The organism is Giesbergeria sinuosa (assembly GCF_042652905.1).
GTDB classification, from domain to species: Bacteria; Pseudomonadota; Gammaproteobacteria; order Burkholderiales; family Burkholderiaceae_C; genus Simplicispira; species Simplicispira sinuosa.
In genome coordinates this window covers 93195-109328 of sequence record NZ_JBHSHJ010000001.1, presented here as the reverse complement: position 1 = coordinate 109328, position 16134 = coordinate 93195, and the positions used below count along the sequence as shown (strand labels likewise).

Below are 16134 nucleotides of genomic sequence, written 5' to 3'. Positions count from 1 at the left end.
GCCACGCGGCCAGGGTGGTTTTAGGCGCTCTCGCGCACCAGCACTTCGCCACGCAGGGTGTAGGTTTTGGCCTCAGTGATGCGCACCTCCACCATCTGCCCCATCAAGCGTGCATGGCCCGGAAAATTGACCACCCGATTGCATTCGGTGCGGCCCATCAGCTCCGTGGCATCGCGCTTGCTCACGCCTTCGACCAGCAGGCGCTGCACCGTGCCCACGCGCTCCTCGCTGATATCTTTGATGTTTTGGTTGATCACCGCTTGCAACTGCTGCAAGCGGCGCAACTTGACGTCTTGCGGTGTATCGTCGTGCAGACTGGCCGCTGGCGTGCCGGGGCGCGGGCTAAAGATAAAGCTGAAGCTATTGTCAAAACGCACATCGTCGATGAGCTTCATCATCTTCTGAAAGTCGTCTTCAGTCTCCCCCGGAAAACCAACAATAAAGTCGCTGCTCATCGCCATGTCGGGGCGGATGGCCCGCAGCTTGCGCACCGTGCTTTTGTATTCCATCGCCGTGTAGCCGCGCTTCATGGCCATCAAAATCCGGTCGCTGCCATGCTGCACAGGCAAATGCAAGTGGCTGACCAGTTGCGGGATGTTGGCGTAGGCCTCAATCAGACGTGGCGTGAATTCATTGGGGTGGCTGGTGGTGTAGCGGATGCGCTCAATGCCGGGGATTTCGGCCACATATTCCAACAGCAGGGCAAAGTCGGCGATTTCGGCGGTATCGCCCATCGCCCCCCGGTAAGCGTTAACGTTCTGGCCCAACAACGTGATTTCTTTGACGCCCTGATCAGCCAACCCAGCCACCTCGACCAGCACATCGTCCAACGGGCGGCTCACCTCTTCACCCCGGGTGTAAGGCACCACGCAGTAGCTGCAATATTTGGAGCACCCCTCCATGATGGAGACAAAGGCGCTGGCCCCCTCCACTCGGGCGGGCGGCAGGTGGTCAAACTTTTCAATCTCTGGAAAGCTGATGTCTACCTGCGGCTTGGCCTTGGCCGTGCGCTGTTGCAGCAACTCCGGCAGGCGGTGCAAGGTTTGTGGGCCAAACACCACATCCACATACGGCGCACGCTTGATGATTTCTTCACCCTCTTGGCTGGCCACACAGCCGCCCACACCAATCAGCACCCCCTTGTCCTTCAGATGCTTGATACGGCCCAAATCACTAAACACCTTTTCTTGCGCTTTTTCCCGCACAGAGCAGGTGTTAAACAAAATCAGGTCAGCTTCTTCGGGGTTGTCGGTAGGTTCGTAGCCTTGGGCGGCACCGAGAACGTCGGCCATCTTGTCCGAGTCATACTCGTTCATCTGACAGCCGAAGGTTTTGATAAATACTTTTTTGCTCATGGGGGGATCAGCGCACGGTAGTGCTGTCAGACTCAAAACGATAATTGCGTTGTACACCGCTGCCTTTGCGCTCTTGCGCTGCCTCGGCGGCACTGAGCACCCAAGCCGTAAGCAGCATGCCAGTGCTTTGTTCCACCAAATAGTTGACGGTGAACTTCTGCCCCACCACGGTGTGCAGCATCACCAACGCATTTTCTGGATTCAACAGGCGCATCCCTGGCGCCATGCGGATGGCCTGGCCGTTGATCTCAGCCACCCCTTGCCCTGTGACCACCAACGTGCCACGCAGTGCCGCCTCAGGAAAGTTGCGGGCAGCCCCTGCGGTGGGCAGCATCTGGGCCTGTGCGGGGGTGGGCCAACTGGTCAAACCACCCACCAGTGCTATCAGTGCGAGGGCGAACGACCAGTGCGAAACATGGGTGCGGAGTGATCCGCCAAGGGAGGGCAAAGTAACAGGGGTGCAGCAGTGCATGGTGTGTATCCAGTGGCTGAAGCCCTGATTTTAGGGGGCCACCAAAATGTGAAGCACGCCGATAAGCCGGATTCTGTGCATTCGGTTGCCCGAACGTGACCGCCATTACTCTGGGCCGGGGGTCGCCCACCCGGCTCGGTGCTACCTACCCGCCAGCTCTGCGGAACCACATCAACGCTGGCCTACTTGGTATTGCTGCGCGTAGAGATTGCCCGTTTCACCCCCGAGGCTCCTGCCGCTAGCGCGGATGGTTCCAAGGGACTCGTCTCTGTTGCTCTGATCCTCACCTCGCGGTGGGCAGCCGTTAGCTGCTACGCTGTCCTATGCAGTCCGGACGTTCCTCCAGTGCCTGGTTTCCCAGATTGCACCAGCGGCGGTCTGGCGTGCTTCACAGTAGCGATTATGGCATTCAGACGGGCTTCATCGGCACAACACATAGTGGCACAGCTTCTTCAAAGGTGAAATGGATGCAGACTTTCCAACGCAAAACCGCAGGCCGTATTGCCGCTGTCACACTGCTGATGGCCGCCTGCGCCAGTCCACTGGCCTGGCTGGTCTCACGCGAAAACGCTGAACAGGAAGTGGTGGCCTTCGCCCAAGAGGAGTCCCGCCGCGTCCTGACCGTGCATAGCAGCGTGCGCCTAGATGGCCCCAAAGCAGCCGCTCAGGCCCAACAGGCCGCGCAACTCCTCACGGGGGGGCTGTTTGAAATTGCCGAGATTTACAGCCCCGATGGTCACAAGCTGGCCGAGTCGGTCACGCCAGAAGGGCATATTGTCGAGTCCCAACTGCCGCGCCACGGCACGCCCCGATATCGTGAATCATCGTATGAGAGCCTGCCCCTGCCTGGGGGGCAATGGGTCTTGCGGGTCTTCGTGCCACTGCGTGAATCCCATTCCGGCCCCGTGACTGGCTATTTTGAAGGGGTGCGCATCATCCCTGAATGGCAGCGCCAGCAAATTCGGTCTGACGCTTTCATCGTCAGTCTGATGGTGTGTTTGGCCTCACTGGTCTGTGGTGCCGTGATTTACCCGGTGGTGGTGCATCTGGCCAAAGAGAACGAACACAAGGCCCAACAGGTGCTGGAGTCGCATATTGCCATGATGGAAGCTTTGGGCCGGGCCATTGCCAAGCGCGATTCTGACACTGGCGCACACAACTACCGTGTGGCTTGGCTGGCGGCCAGCACCGCCCATGTCTTGGGCTTGCAGGGGGCAGCCATGCAGTCTCTGATTGCGGGCAGCTTTTTGCACGATGCGGGCAAAATTGGCATTCCGGATGCCATTTTGCTCAAACCGGGGCGCCTTGATGAAGCAGAAATGGCCATCATGCGCACCCATGTTGCCCAAGGCGAAGACATCGTCACTGGCGCTGGCTGGCTCGATGGTGCCCGCGATGTCGTGGGCAGCCACCACGAAAAATGGGATGGCTCAGGCTACCCGCGCGGTTTGTCAGGTCAGAATATTCCGCTGTCAGCACGCATTTTTGCCGTGGCAGACGTGTTCGATGCGCTCAGTTCACGCCGCCCATACAAAGAACCTCTGCCTTTTGAGGAGGTGATGGCTATCTTGCAGCAAGGCCGGGGCAGCCACTTTGACCCCCTGGTGCTCGACACCTTTAGCCAACTGGCCCCCGAATTGCATCGGCAGTTGCAGGGGCTGGATGAAGTAGCCACCCGCAAGCTCATGACCGACATGGTGCAGCGGCATTTCGACATTCTGGTTTGAGGAGGTATTGCTTTGTGCGCTATAGGCCATATACAAATAGCCGCAAGGCCCATGTAACTGGGACAGAATGTGTTGGTTTTTCCCCTACACAGGAACCTGAGGCCATGAAATTCGACAACGTTCTGCAGACCATTGGCAACACGCCGCATATCCGCATCAACCGCTTGTTTGGTGCAGATGCCAACGTCTGGGTCAAATCTGAGCGCGGCAACCCCGGCGGCTCTATCAAAGACCGCATTGCCTTGGCGATGGTGGAGGACGCAGAAAAATCCGGTGCTCTGCAACCGGGTGGCACGATCATTGAACCCACCTCGGGCAACACAGGCATCGGCTTGGCATTGGTGGCAGCGGTGAAGGGCTATCGGCTGATTTTGGTGATGCCCGACAGCATGAGCATTGAGCGGCGTCGCCTGATGCTGGCCTACGGTGCCCAATTTGACCTGACCCCCCGCGAAAAAGGCATGAAGGGGGCCATTGCCCGTGCTGAAGAGCTCAAAGCCCAAACTCCCGGTGCATGGGTGCCACAGCAGTTTGAAAACCCAGCCAATGTGGATGTGCATGCACGCACCACAGCACAAGAAATCTTGGCCGACTTTCCTGAAGGGCTCGATGCCCTGATCACTGGCGTAGGCACTGGCGGCCACCTGACTGGCGTTGCCAAAGTGCTCAAAGCCCAATTTCCGCAGCTCAAAGTATTTGCGGTAGAGCCTAGCGCCTCGCCTGTGATCAGCGGTGGCTCTCCGGCGCCACACCCCATCCAAGGGATTGGCGCCGGGTTTATTCCCAAAAATCTGGACACCAGCTTGCTCGATGGCGTGATCCAAGTGGATGCCGAACCGGCCCGCGAGTATGCCCGCCGCGCCGCACGCGAAGAAGGGTTGCTCGTGGGCATCTCGTCTGGGGCCACACTGGCCGCCATCGCGCAAAAACTGCCCGAACTACCCGCTGGTGCCAAAGTGCTGGGCTTTAGCTATGACACTGGCGAACGTTACCTGTCGGTAGAAGGCTTCCTGCCCTCCTGAGTGGAACGGGGTTTCCCCTAGCGCACAAACCACACAGCACCCCGGCAAAGTTTTACACTGATTTCACTCTGTGTCGAACTGGGGGGTTGTATGGGCTTCAAACCTCTTCCGGCTGCCGTTGCCTGTGCGGTAGGGCTGCTCTTGTGGTTCTTTGTTCCGATACCTGCGGGGGTGTCGGTCAATGCGTGGCACATGCTGGCCTTGTTCGTCGCCACCATTGCGGCCATCATCGGCAAGGCCATGCCCATTGGGGCGTTGTCGATGTTGGCTATCACACTGGTAGCGGTTACAGGTGTCACCAGCGACAACCCCGCCACGGCCATCAGGGATGCCCTGAGCAGTTTTGCCGACCCGCTGATCTGGCTGATTGGTGTCTCTGTGATGATCTCGCGCGCCCTGACCAAAACCGGTTTGGGCGCACGCATCGGTTACTGGTTTATCTCGTTGTTTGGCAAACGCACTTTGGGTATTGGCTACGCGCTGGCTCTGTCGGAGCTGACGCTGGCTCCCGTCACCCCAAGCAACACCGCACGGGGTGGCGCCATCATCCACCCCATCATGCGCTCGATTGCCGACAGCTTTGGCTCCAATCCCAAAGAGCACACCGAAGGCCGCATGGGTAAATACTTGGCATTGGTCAACTACCACGCCAACCCCATCACTTCGGCCATGTTCATCACGGCTACAGCGCCCAATCCATTGGTGGTCAAATTGATTGCCGAAGCCACTGGGGCACAAATCCACCTGAGTTGGAGCACTTGGGCACTGGCCATGCTGGTGCCGGGCTTGTTGGCTATTGGGTTGATGCCGCTGGTGTTGTACTGGCTCTATCCGCCCGACATCAAGAGCACCCCCGATGCCGCAGACTTTGCCCGCAGCAAACTCACTGCCTTGGGGCCCATCAACCGGGGTGAAGGCATCATGCTCGGGGTGTTTGTGTTGCTGCTGGTGCTGTGGGCTGGCGTGCCCGCCATGCTGCTGGGCAAGGCTTGGGACGTCAATGCCACCACCACCGCTTTTATCGGTCTGAGCGTGTTGTTGGTGACGGGGGTACTCACCTGGGACGACATCCTGACAGAAAAAAGCGCCTGGGACACCATTGTCTGGTTCTCGGCACTGGTGATGATGGCAGGCTTCTTGAACAAGCTGGGGCTGATCACTTGGCTGTCGGGCAGCATCAAGACCAGCGTTGAAAGCATGGGGCTGGGTTGGGTGGGCGCTAGCGCCCTGCTGATGTTGGCCTACCTGTACGCCCACTATATGTTCGCCAGCACCACCGCCCACATCACCGCCATGTTTGCGGCTTTTTATGGTGCGGGCTTGGCCTTGGGGGCGCCTGCCTTGCCATTTGCCTTGATGATGGCTGCCGCCTCCAACATCATGATGACGCTCACCCACTATGCCACGGGCACCTCGCCCGTCATTTACGGCTCGGGCTACACCACCTTGGGAGAATGGTGGAAAGCAGGGCTGGTGATGAGTGTGGTGCTGCTGGTGATTTGGGTACTGGCTGGCTCTGTCTGGTGGAAGTTGCTGGGCTACTGGTGATCAGGAGCCCCCGTAAAATTGCCTCCCTTTTTTCTTCACCCTGCCCGATGACCACGGGCCTGTTGCCATGATTCGTCTGTCTGAACTCAAGCTGCCCCTGACCGAGTTGCCCGTGCCACCACTGCGCGCTGCCGATGCCAGTGCAGAGACTGAGGCCGACCGCGCCCCAGCACCACAGCCCATAGCAGCTTTGCGCCGTCTGGCCGCACAGGCACTGGGCATACCAGAGGCCGAACTGGCACAGCTGGAGGTGTTCAAACGCAGCTTTGACGCCCGCAAAGCCCAATTGCTGGCCGTGTTTATTGTGGATGTGACACTGGCACAGCCAACGCAAGAGGCGGCCCTGTTGGCCCGTCATGCAGGCCATCCACACATCCAAGCCACGCCCGACATGGCTTGGCACCCAGTAGGCCAAGCACCCGCCCATTTGGCCGAGCGCCCAGTGGTGGTGGGGTTTGGCCCCTGTGGGATTTTTGCGGCGCTGGTATTGGCACAAATGGGCTTTAAGCCCATCGTGCTAGAGCGTGGCAAAAGCGTGCGCCAGCGCACCAAAGATACTTGGGGCTTGTGGCGCAAGCGCGAGCTGAACCCAGAATCCAATGTGCAATTTGGCGAAGGCGGCGCCGGCACATTCTCTGACGGCAAGCTCTATAGCCAAATCAAAGACCCGCGCCATCTGGGGCGCAAGGTGATGGAGGAGTTTGTCCAAGCCGGTGCCCCACCAGAAATTTTGTATGCTGCCCACCCGCATATTGGCACCTTCAAGCTGGTCAAGGTGGTAGAGAACCTGCGCGAGCAAATCATTGCTTTGGGGGGTGAAGTGCGCTTTGAGCAGCGCGTCACCGATATCCTGATAGAAGAAAACGGCCAAGGTCGCCACCTGCGTGGCCTACAGGTGCTAGACCAAGCCAACGGCCAAAGCTATGAGCTGCCAGCCTCCCAAGTAGTGATCGCCTTGGGCCACAGCGCGCGCGACACCTTCGCCATGCTGCACCAGCGCGGTGTGACTATGGAGGCCAAACCGTTCTCCATCGGTTTCCGCATCGAACACCCCCAAGGCGTGATTGACCGCGCCCGCTGGGGCCGCCATACCGGGCACCCGCTGTTGGGGGCAGCCGATTACAAACTGGTGCACCATGCCAGCAATGGCCGCACCGCCTACAGCTTTTGCATGTGCCCCGGCGGTACGGTGGTGGCCGCCACCAGCGAGCCGGGCCGGGTAGTCACCAATGGCATGAGCCAGTATTCGCGCAACGAGCGCAACGCCAACGCTGGCATGGTAGTGGGCATAGACCCCAGCGACTACCCTACCAACCCCGCAGCCTTTGAGGCCACTTTGGGGGCCACCTATGGCAGTGAAAATCCAGCCCACGGCACAGCGCACCCACTGGCGGGCATCGTGTTGCAGCGCCAGTTGGAATCCAACGCCTATGTGCTGGGCGGCAGCAACTACAACGCGCCGGGCCAGTTGGTGGGAGACTTCATTGCCGGGCGGCCCTCGCAGCAATGGGGTGAGGTGCAGCCCTCATACAAGCCAGGCGTAACGCTGGGCGATCTGCATCCGGCCCTGCCAGCTTATGCCATTGCCGCCCTGCGCGAAGCCCTACCTGCCTTTGGTCGCAAAATCCAAGGCTTTGATATGCCCGATGCCGTACTCACTGGGGTGGAAACACGCACATCCTCGCCGCTCAAGATCACCCGTGGCGACAACTTTCAGAGCCTGAACACAGCCGGTCTCTACCCAGCCGGCGAAGGGGCCAGCTATGCTGGTGGCATTCTGTCTGCCGGGGTGGATGGCATTAAGGTGGCAGAGGCCGTGGCACGGCGTCTACTGGGCCAGACGGACTGACCCATGACGGGCATTGGCACAGCACAGGTGGGGTCGTACACTGGTGCTGGCAGGGTAGGAGCGTACTGCAAGTCTTGGCCCACCATCAGGAGTTGGTCATGCCCATTTTTTTGAAAAAAGCACTTCTTCCCTTCTGTTTAGGCTGCGCATTCTCCTGCGCCCAAGCGGTGGAGTTCACTAGCCAGATCACACCCGCACACAGTGGTGATTCTTTTATCTTCTCACTAAGTGAAGACAGTTTAGTCTCTCTGACCTCGGTGCTTGGTGGGCAACTCCACGGTGGCAATGCAGGCTTTGGCATCACCACCACCGACTCTACGGATGTGGTGCGTTCTACTTGGGCACACCCAGGGCAAAGTGAAGGCACTTGGCCTCTGCAAGCGGGTCAGTATGTGCTGCAACTCTGGAACAACAGCAACAGTACCGGTAGCTACACGGCCCAATTGAACATTGCCCCGCAGGCTGGTGGAGACCCCGAGCCTAATCAAAGCCGCGACACCGCGTTGGCACTGTCTCCCAACAGCAGCACGACTGGGCACCTAGGGTTTTATAGTGCGTTGACCGATGAGCGCCACGACTACCACGACTTCTACCAACTCTACCTGCCCACCCACGGAGCCTTACAGCTCACCACTACAGCCGACAGTACCTTGGCATCAGCCTTTGGTCATACCTTGTACCGCAGTGATGGCAGTACCATCGTTCGGGACAGCAGCGCCCTCGATGCTGGCTACTATTACCTCCAAGTTTGGGCCAACAATGCTTCTGCCTATGGACGCTACACACTGCACGCCGCATTTGTCAGCAGCCCATCCACTTCCGGACTCGCACCGAGCAGCACCCAACTGGACTTCGGGCCACTGGAGGTGGGGACTTCTCTGACACAAACCATTACCCTGAACAACCAAGCTGCTGCACCAGCAACCTTGTCGTCCATAACAGCCTCGGGAGATTTCTCGATCCAGTCGGATTGCGGCAGCATTTTGGCGGTGGGAGCCAGTTGTAGCCTCACGGTAGGTTTCACGCCCAGTGCCACCGGCACACACAGTGGCATTGCTACCATCGTCTCAGATGTGGGCAACACGCAGATTGCACTGAGTGGCACAGGCATGGTCACCATACAGCCCGTTGCAGGACGCATCATTGTGCAAACCCCCGTGAGCAGCGCACAAGCCGTCAATCCGGTGCTTGTCTTTGCCCCCACAGCCAGCGAACGCCACGGCAGCTACCAGTTGTATTTGGCAGCTTTGTATGGGGGGCAATTGTATTTTCTGACCCTGCAAAACATGCAGTGGCAAGTGGTGGCCTATGCTGGGGGTGAAGTGCCGGCCTATCAAGCCGCCCAAGGTAGCGATCTATACCAAGAGCGCAGCGATGGCAGCTACTCGGCCCAAACTTGGGCCTTCCCGCTAGGGGACTTGAGCAGCCTGCACGGCCTGCAACTGTTGGTTGGTTTTGGCCGCAATGCCCAAGACATGTTGGCACGGGGCCAAGTGTTGCTGTTGCTCTCGGTTCCATAGACAGGCGTGCAGCCTGCACTTCAAGCGGCCCGCTTGAACAACGCCAACAAAGACCCTGCCAACACAAACATGCCCCCAAAAATCCGGTTCATGGCCCGAATATGGGCGGTAGAGGCCAGGGTGCCCAACACCTTAGCCGCCAACGCGGTATAACCAGCCATCACTACCAGATCCGTAAAGGCGATGGTCAGCCCAATAGCCACATACTGCGGCACCAAGGGTTGTGCCAAGTCCATAAACTGCGGCACCACCGCCAGCAAAAATACGGTGCCTTTGGGGTTGACGATGTTCACCAACAGGCCGCGCAGCACCATGCTGGTGCGCGAGGCTTGTGGGCGCTCCCCTTCGATCTTGGCCACCATAGGCACCACTGGCGCGCGCCATTGCTGGATGCCCAGCCAGACCAAATAGAGCACCCCCAGCCATTTGACCACCGTAAAGGCGGTGTTGGATGCCGCCATCAAGGCACCCAACCCCAGCCCCACCACCACAATTTGCACCCAAATACCCAACACCAAGCCAAAAGCGGTGAAGTAACCCACCCGAAACCCGTGGTTCAGCCCAGCACTCATCGAGGCCACCGCACCCGGCCCCGGAGAAATACTGATCGCCCATGATGCAGCAAACAATGCCAGCCAGGTAGAAAACTCCACTGCGCACTCCTTAGATAAGCGATGGCCTAAAGCCTGTTTCTAGGTACCATAATCGAGCGGTTGCGCCATAGCTATGCCAATTTAGTCTGCCCCCACTCTGGACACCCAAAACTCAATGCCCTGCGTTTTGCAGCGCCGCAATGCGCTCTTCAATGGGTGGGTGGGTGCTAAACAACTGACCAATACCACCTGCAATCCCCATAGCTGCCATACTCTTGGGTAGTTCTGCCGGATGCACTCCACCCAGACGGGCCAGAGCATTGATCATGGGCTGCTTGCGGCCCATGAGTTGTGCGGCTCCTGCGTCAGCGCGGAATTCACGCTGGCGCGAAAACCAAGCCACGATCATTGCAGCAACAAAGCCAAGCAAAATATCCAACACAATGGTGGTGATGGTGTAGGCAATGCCGGGGCCAGAGTTTTCCGAGTCTCCCTTGCGCAAAAAGCTGTCTACCGCATAGCCAATGACCCGCGACAAGAAAACGACAAAGGTGTTCATCACGCCTTGGATCAGTGTCATAGTCACCATGTCGCCATTGGCGATGTGGGCCACTTCATGACCAATCACGGCTTCAATCTCTTCGTGGGTCATGCTCTCCAGCAAGCCCGTAGACACCGCCACCAATGCCGAGTTTTTGAATGCTCCAGTGGCAAAGGCATTCGGATCGCCCTCAAAGATACCCACTTCAGGCATTCCGATGCCTGCCTTGTCGGCAAACTTGCGCACGGTGTCCACAATCCAGGCTTCATCTTGGTTGCGAGGCTGCTCAATCACTTGCACCCCCGAGCTCCACTTGGCCATGGGCTTGGAGATCAGCAATGAGATGATGGCACCGCCAAAGCCCATCACCAGCGCATAACCCAACAAGGCGCCCAAATTCAGCCCGTTTGAGGTTAAGTAGCGGTTCACACCCAACAGACTGGCCACGATGCCCAGCACTGCCACCACAGCCACGTTGGTCAGGACAAATAACAAAATGCGTTTCATGTTCGGTTCTTCTCCACAGGGATGGTGCAAAGCCTCTCTGGGTGGCAAATGGGGCAACCTGCACCCACTTTCAAGCGGCACGGCCCCACCACAGGCAACCCCATCACCAAGAGAACGCAACCATCTGCGGCTTACCCCCGGTGTGGTCTGCGAAAGACATCGGAGTCATCATAGAAGGAAAAGTTCTCGTTCTCTGCCCACCAGCCCGGAACACCCAACACAGGCAAAGGGGTAAAAGGTTTGGTTGCAAGATGTTGGGCGGCCAACTCCTGTGCCAACCAGCTATCCACAGCAGCCACGCTACTATTGGATGCCAATGTCGTTTGGGGCCGATAGACATGGGCGGTGATGGATTTGCGCGGCTGTACCAATTTTTCTAACAATGCATGGCCCAACAGATAAAGCCGGGCCTGCATCCACAGCGGGCGTAAATCCACAAACAAGCGCCGCCAGTCCCGCACCCACAGCGCCTGCCACAGTGGTTCGGGGGCATCCAACACAGCCCCGTTTTCATCAAACAGGGTGATGGCATCGCGCACAGGGCCACGCACAGCACCCACGCCCTGCATCGCAATGGCCTCGGCTTGGAGCTGGTTCAAACGCTGCTTGGTCTGGGGGTAGTGCAGCCAAATCAGGCCATTGAAAAAATCATGCAGGTTATCGCGGGTGGGTACTTTATGGGTCTGAAAAATAAATGACTCATAGGCCATACCGGAGGGCAAATCGGCTTGCGGCACAAAACACACCGGCACGTTAGGCTGTGCATTGAGTGCCTCAGCCACCGTGCAGCCTGCCTGCCAACGCTGCTGTACCTGCTGCACCATAGGCTGCACTGGAGCCAGCCAAGGCGCACACCACGCCCTAGATGCCAACACCCGAGGTTCCATCTCAGACCTTTGCTCTGGCTTCATGCACGGGCAAAAAACAGCGCAGCCATCACCAGCCCCGTCAGCACAATGCCCAGCCGCAGCCACGATGGAGGAATACGCCGCACCAGCCGTGCGCCAACGTAGCCGCCTGCGGTAGCGGCCAGCATCATGAACAGGGCTTGCGGCCACTGCACCACACCACCTGCTGCATAGACAGCCACTGCAATCGCCGCCAACAAAGCCGAGACCAGGTTCTTCAGCGCATTCATCTGGTGCAATGACATGGCACCACACAAGCTCCAAAAGGCCAGCAGCAAAATACCCAAGCCGCCATTGAAATAACCGCCATAAACGCCCACCGCCAGCAATCCCGCCCCCACACGCCAGTGTGCAGCATGCCCCTCGGTGCCTGTGGTACCCGATGCCCATTGCCGCAACCGAGGGCCAAAAGCAAACAGGGCCGTAGCGACCAACAACAACCACGGCACGATGCGGGAAAAAGTGGCATTGGGTGTTAACAGCAGCAAAATGGCGCCCAAGGCCCCTCCCAACAGCGACAACAGCGCCACAGCCCGCAAGCCCAAGCCCAAGCCCGGCGGGGCTTGTACATCTTGGCGCTGACCCCAAACGCTAGCCATGTAGCCAGGCAACAATGCCACTGTGCCAGTCGCATTGGCTACCACAGGCGGCACCCCCGTCCACACCAAGGCGGGCAGCGTCAAAAAACTTCCCCCTCCAGCCACCGCATTGAGCGCACCAGCCACAAAAGCCGCTCCCAGCAACCACAGCACCTCAGTGACAGAGGGCCACATCTCAGGCAGCGTAAGGATCGGCAAAACCCAAGCCGGTCATGATTTCGGTTTCGTAGGCTTCCATCTCTTGCGCATCTTGCTCGCTGGTCTCGTGATCCCAACCTTGGGCGTGCAAGGTGCCATGCACCAACAAATGGACATAGTGTTCTTGCAACGATTTGTTTTGCTCACGGGCTTCGCGTTCTACCACAGGGGCACACAGCACCAAATCAGCCAACACGACTGGCTCTTGGGCGTAATCAAACGTCAGCACGTTGGTGGGGTAATCTTTTTGGCGGTAAGCGCGGTTGAGTTGTTGCCCTTCTTCGGTATCGACAATCCGCACCGTGATTTCGGCATCACTGGCCAATGCGTGGCGAATCCAACGCATGACCTTGTGGCGCGGCAAAGCAGCGCGGTGTTGGGCCACGCCATCAAAGCGGGCAAATTGCAGGGACAGGGTGAGGGCAGACAAGGACATCGTAAAAAACCATTCAAAGGGGGGCACTGCGCTGACGGGCTACAGCCGGGCGACCTGCCGCATCGTAAGCATCCACAATTCGGGCCACCAGCGGGTGGCGCACCACATCGGCGCTGGTGAAGCGCGTCACGGCAATGCCCTTGACGCGCTTGAGCACACGCTCAGCATCAATCAGGCCACTCATGGCGCCCTTGGGCAAATCAATCTGGCTCACATCGCCCGTAACCACGGCCTTGGCCCCAAAGCCAATACGGGTCAAAAACATTTTCATCTGTTCGGGCGTGGTGTTTTGTGCCTCGTCCAAAATCACAAAGGCATTGTTGAGCGTGCGCCCCCGCATAAAGGCCAGTGGGGCAATTTCTAAGGCATTGCGTTCAAAGGCTTTTTGCACCTTGTCAAAGCCCATCAAGTCGTACAAAGCATCGTAGAGCGGGCGCAGATAGGGATCTACTTTTTGTGCCAAATCCCCTGGCAAAAAACCCAGCCGCTCGCCTGCCTCTACTGCCGGACGTGTCAGCACAATGCGCTGCACACTCGAACGTTCCAACGCATCAACGGCACAAGCCACGGCCAAATAAGTCTTGCCAGTGCCCGCAGGCCCAATGCCAAAGGTGATGTCATGCGTAGCGATATTCTCCAGGTACATCGCTTGGGTGGGGGTGCGTGCGCGCAGGTCGGCCCGCCGAGTGCTGAGGGCTGGAGCCATGCTCGCAGCCTCGTTCATGGCGCTATCGCCCGCCAGCATCAGTTGCAGATATTCCTCAGTGATGGGGCGATCGGCTATCTCATAAATAGCTTGCAGCATTTCCAGCGCCTGCGTGGCACGCGCTTTGGGGCCGTCAATTTTGAACTGCTCATGCCGGTGCGCAATGCTGACCTGCAAGGCAGCCTCGATCGTACGCAGGTGGGCATCTGCCGGGCCGCACAGGTGCGTCAGACGAGTGTTGTTGTGGGGAGTGAAATGGTGGCGAAGAATCACGGTGCAAAACGGCTGGTTGGGGGAAGAAAGCAATCATAAAAGCGCCCCCACCCGCTCCAACCAACAGGTCGTTCGGCACTTTGGGATATGCGGTGCCTGCTTTGTGGCATGACAGAGACTGCACGCCCTGCATTGACCGCTACCCCAAAATGGGCTGACTGCCCAAAGGCAGCCAGCTTCTCACACGAGGTTACGAGTTCACTTACCTTGCAGGATTTCCGTTGGCACTATCGCCAAGGAGGCTGGCAGTGTCTGCTGGATGGTGGTGCCCGATGCGCCCAAACCCGGCAAACTGGCACCTACCTCCAAAGAAGGCGCCACTGCAGCCACCGAACGTCGGTAGTAATCTGACAACGGTGTTAGCAAGTTAGCCTCTGTGGCAGGAAGTGCCTCATCGCCCACAGCCAAGGCGGGAGCCAAGGTGAGCCCCTGTTGCGGCACAAAATCCAGCCCAGCGGTTGCCGTCATGGCAGTACCATTTTCTAGGTAACCACCCAACGACTCTGTAAGGCTGCTCACTGCCGTGCGCAGGCTGTCATCTACCACTGCACCTTGGCGGAACCACACGTCAACCAAATCGCGCTGCTGACCATCGGTGGTTTCATACGAAGACACCAAACCCAGCAGGTTGCCGTTATCGGTTTCGGCAGAAGCCTTGGCATCCAAGTGCAATGCGGCCACACCGGCTTGCGTCAAACTCACCAGTTCTCCGGTGCCAGTCTGGCCATTGCCGTCTGCGTCTTTCCAGACAGCCAGCTCAGAGAAGGCGGCGTCTTGTGCAGTGATACGGCCATCACCGTTGCTGTCCAGATCGCTCAGGGCCGCAAAACCATCGATGGCCGTGACACCCGCATTGAGCTCGGTAGCGGTACCAAACAGTTCACGGCCATTGTTGATGATGCCGTCTCCATTCAGATCGCGCACCAACAAGCCATCCTCAGGCGAGACCCAACCTGTCTGGCGCAACAAACCATCTGCACCCAAAGCAAACGACACGCCCCCAGCCACCGCCACAGTGCGCACACCGTCACCGTTCAAATCCAACACCAATGGCGAAGCCATGCTGGTGAACGCTGCGGTTTGTAGCGAACCGAGATGGGATGAATTCAAGGCTGCATGTTGTGCAACCGTCAAATTCTTGATCTGTGTTGTCGTCAGGGCGGCCACTTGTGTGGATGTGAACGCACTGATCACCGTAGTGTTCAGATTCTGCACAAACGCTGTGGCCAATTTGCCAATCTCGGTGGCATCCAAGGTGCCCAACAAACTGGCATTCAAACCCGGCCCTTGCGTTGCCCCCAAACCAGCCAGCTGTGCCGTGCCAAGCACTGCAAAGTCTGCCGTTTGGAATGCTGCTATTTGGGTGCTGCTCAAGGCGCGCAATTGCGCGGTGCTCAAACCCACCGTATTGGCAGGTGTCAAGGCAACCACTTGATCTGTGGTCAGCCCCGACAAACTGGCGGTGCTCAAGGCGGCTATTTGTGCAGAGCTGAGTGTTGCAACATCCTCCGTCTGTAGCGCGGCCAACTGCTGATCGCTGATGGCTCTGATCTGTGCTGTTGTCAACACTTTCACTTGCGCTGTTGTCAGTGCCGCAATGCTTGCCGTATCCAATGCCACCACCGCAGCAGTGCTGAGTACGGGAACCACTACGGAGCTCAACGCAGCCAACTGCCCTGTGCTCAAAGCACTAATTTGTGCAGTGGACAAGGCCTTGACTTGGCCGGTCGTCAATTGCGCCACATCCTGCGTCTCCAGCGCCCGGATTTGATCCGAGCTGCTCCAAGCGGCCAGTTGCGCGCTGCTCAGCCCCACAATCTGCGCCGTGCCCAAGGAGGCAATCGCCCCCGTGCCCAACGCCTTGATAAAGGCGGTGCTCA

The 16134-nt window shown here is 58.4% G+C and carries 13 protein-coding genes, 1 other RNA gene and 1 pseudogene; 5 read left to right on the top strand and 10 right to left on the bottom strand.

Annotated features, from left to right (window positions below; genetic code table 11):
- Positions 1-20: 20 nt before the first annotated feature.
- The 3 genes from miaB to rnpB all read right to left on the bottom strand — a co-directional run bounded on the left by miaB (position 21) and on the right by rnpB (position 2217).
- Positions 21-1355 carry a tRNA (N6-isopentenyl adenosine(37)-C2)-methylthiotransferase MiaB gene (miaB, locus tag ACFO6X_RS00460; protein WP_382428953.1) on the bottom strand — a complete coding sequence of 445 codons (1335 nt, stop codon included), beginning with the start codon at positions 1353-1355 and terminating at the stop codon, positions 21-23.
- A 7-nt stretch (positions 1356-1362) separates the two neighbouring features.
- Positions 1363-1827 (bottom strand): hypothetical protein, encoded by a 465-nt coding sequence (locus ACFO6X_RS00455; RefSeq protein WP_382428951.1) that lies wholly within the window; start codon positions 1825-1827, stop codon positions 1363-1365.
- A gap of 46 nt (positions 1828-1873) precedes the next feature.
- An RNA gene (rnpB, locus tag ACFO6X_RS00450) (RNase P RNA component class A) lies at positions 1874-2217 on the bottom strand.
- 77 nt (positions 2218-2294) lie between these two features.
- On the opposite strand from rnpB, the gene ACFO6X_RS00445 reads away from it, so the two are divergent.
- The 5 genes from ACFO6X_RS00445 (at position 2295) to ACFO6X_RS00425 (ending at position 9493) form a co-directional block, all read left to right on the top strand.
- Positions 2295-3554 (top strand): HD-GYP domain-containing protein, encoded by a 1260-nt coding sequence (locus tag ACFO6X_RS00445; RefSeq protein ID WP_382428949.1) that lies wholly within the window; start codon positions 2295-2297, stop codon positions 3552-3554.
- 104 nt (positions 3555-3658) lie between these two features.
- Complete coding sequence (gene cysK, locus ACFO6X_RS00440) at positions 3659-4576, top strand: cysteine synthase A (protein WP_382428947.1); 918 nt, start codon at positions 3659-3661, stop codon at positions 4574-4576.
- Between the two features lie 90 nt (positions 4577-4666).
- Positions 4667-6124, top strand: coding sequence for a DASS family sodium-coupled anion symporter (locus ACFO6X_RS00435; protein ID WP_382428945.1), 1458 nt, complete (start codon positions 4667-4669; stop codon positions 6122-6124).
- A 67-nt stretch (positions 6125-6191) separates the two neighbouring features.
- Complete coding sequence (locus ACFO6X_RS00430; protein WP_382428943.1) at positions 6192-7973, top strand: NAD(P)/FAD-dependent oxidoreductase; 1782 nt, start codon at positions 6192-6194, stop codon at positions 7971-7973.
- Between the two features lie 98 nt (positions 7974-8071).
- Positions 8072-9493, top strand: coding sequence for a choice-of-anchor D domain-containing protein (locus tag ACFO6X_RS00425; RefSeq protein ID WP_382428941.1), 1422 nt, complete (start codon positions 8072-8074; stop codon positions 9491-9493).
- Between the two features lie 20 nt (positions 9494-9513).
- On the opposite strand, the gene ACFO6X_RS00420 is transcribed toward ACFO6X_RS00425, so the two are convergent.
- The 7 genes and pseudogenes from ACFO6X_RS00420 to ACFO6X_RS00390 form a co-directional block, all read right to left on the bottom strand.
- Positions 9514-10146: a LysE family transporter gene (locus tag ACFO6X_RS00420; RefSeq protein ID WP_382428939.1), complete on the bottom strand. Its 633-nt coding sequence runs from the start codon at positions 10144-10146 to the stop codon at positions 9514-9516.
- A 112-nt stretch (positions 10147-10258) separates the two neighbouring features.
- The gene (gene htpX / locus ACFO6X_RS00415; protein ID WP_382428937.1) at positions 10259-11134 is read right to left on the bottom strand and encodes a protease HtpX; all 876 of its coding nucleotides are present in this window, start codon (positions 11132-11134) and stop codon (positions 10259-10261) included.
- Positions 11135-11265: 131 nt separating this feature from the next.
- Complete coding sequence (locus tag ACFO6X_RS00410; protein ID WP_382428935.1) at positions 11266-12021, bottom strand: DUF3025 domain-containing protein; 756 nt, start codon at positions 12019-12021, stop codon at positions 11266-11268.
- A gap of 20 nt (positions 12022-12041) precedes the next feature.
- Positions 12042-12815 carry a sulfite exporter TauE/SafE family protein gene (locus ACFO6X_RS00405; RefSeq protein WP_382429765.1) on the bottom strand — a complete coding sequence of 258 codons (774 nt, stop codon included), beginning with the start codon at positions 12813-12815 and terminating at the stop codon, positions 12042-12044.
- Between the two features lies 1 nt (position 12816).
- Positions 12817-13275 (bottom strand): rRNA maturation RNase YbeY, encoded by a 459-nt coding sequence (ybeY, locus tag ACFO6X_RS00400; protein ID WP_382428933.1) that lies wholly within the window; start codon positions 13273-13275, stop codon positions 12817-12819.
- A 13-nt stretch (positions 13276-13288) separates the two neighbouring features.
- Positions 13289-14254 carry a PhoH family protein gene (locus ACFO6X_RS00395; RefSeq protein WP_382428931.1) on the bottom strand — a complete coding sequence of 322 codons (966 nt, stop codon included), beginning with the start codon at positions 14252-14254 and terminating at the stop codon, positions 13289-13291.
- Positions 14255-14452: 198 nt separating this feature from the next.
- A pseudogene (locus ACFO6X_RS00390) lies at positions 14453-16134 on the bottom strand (hypothetical protein); the annotation flags it as partial.

Bases quoted from the DNA above. Each gene is read 5' to 3' on its own strand.
- miaB (WP_382428953.1), bottom strand. From the start codon at position 1,355: ATGAGCAAAAAAGTATTTATCAAAACCTTCGGCTGTCAGATGAACGAG.
- ACFO6X_RS00455 (WP_382428951.1), bottom strand. From the start codon at position 1,827: ATGCACTGCTGCACCCCTGTTACTTTGCCCTCCCTTGGCGGATCACTC.
- ACFO6X_RS00445 (WP_382428949.1), top strand. From the start codon at position 2,295: ATGCAGACTTTCCAACGCAAAACCGCAGGCCGTATTGCCGCTGTCACA.
- cysK (WP_382428947.1), top strand. From the start codon at position 3,659: ATGAAATTCGACAACGTTCTGCAGACCATTGGCAACACGCCGCATATC.
- ACFO6X_RS00435 (WP_382428945.1), top strand. From the start codon at position 4,667: ATGGGCTTCAAACCTCTTCCGGCTGCCGTTGCCTGTGCGGTAGGGCTG.
- ACFO6X_RS00430 (WP_382428943.1), top strand. From the start codon at position 6,192: ATGATTCGTCTGTCTGAACTCAAGCTGCCCCTGACCGAGTTGCCCGTG.
- ACFO6X_RS00425 (WP_382428941.1), top strand. From the start codon at position 8,072: ATGCCCATTTTTTTGAAAAAAGCACTTCTTCCCTTCTGTTTAGGCTGC.
- htpX (WP_382428937.1), bottom strand. From the start codon at position 11,134: ATGAAACGCATTTTGTTATTTGTCCTGACCAACGTGGCTGTGGTGGCA.
- ACFO6X_RS00410 (WP_382428935.1), bottom strand. From the start codon at position 12,021: ATGGAACCTCGGGTGTTGGCATCTAGGGCGTGGTGTGCGCCTTGGCTG.
- ACFO6X_RS00405 (WP_382429765.1), bottom strand. From the start codon at position 12,815: ATGTGGCCCTCTGTCACTGAGGTGCTGTGGTTGCTGGGAGCGGCTTTT.
- ybeY (WP_382428933.1), bottom strand. From the start codon at position 13,275: ATGTCCTTGTCTGCCCTCACCCTGTCCCTGCAATTTGCCCGCTTTGAT.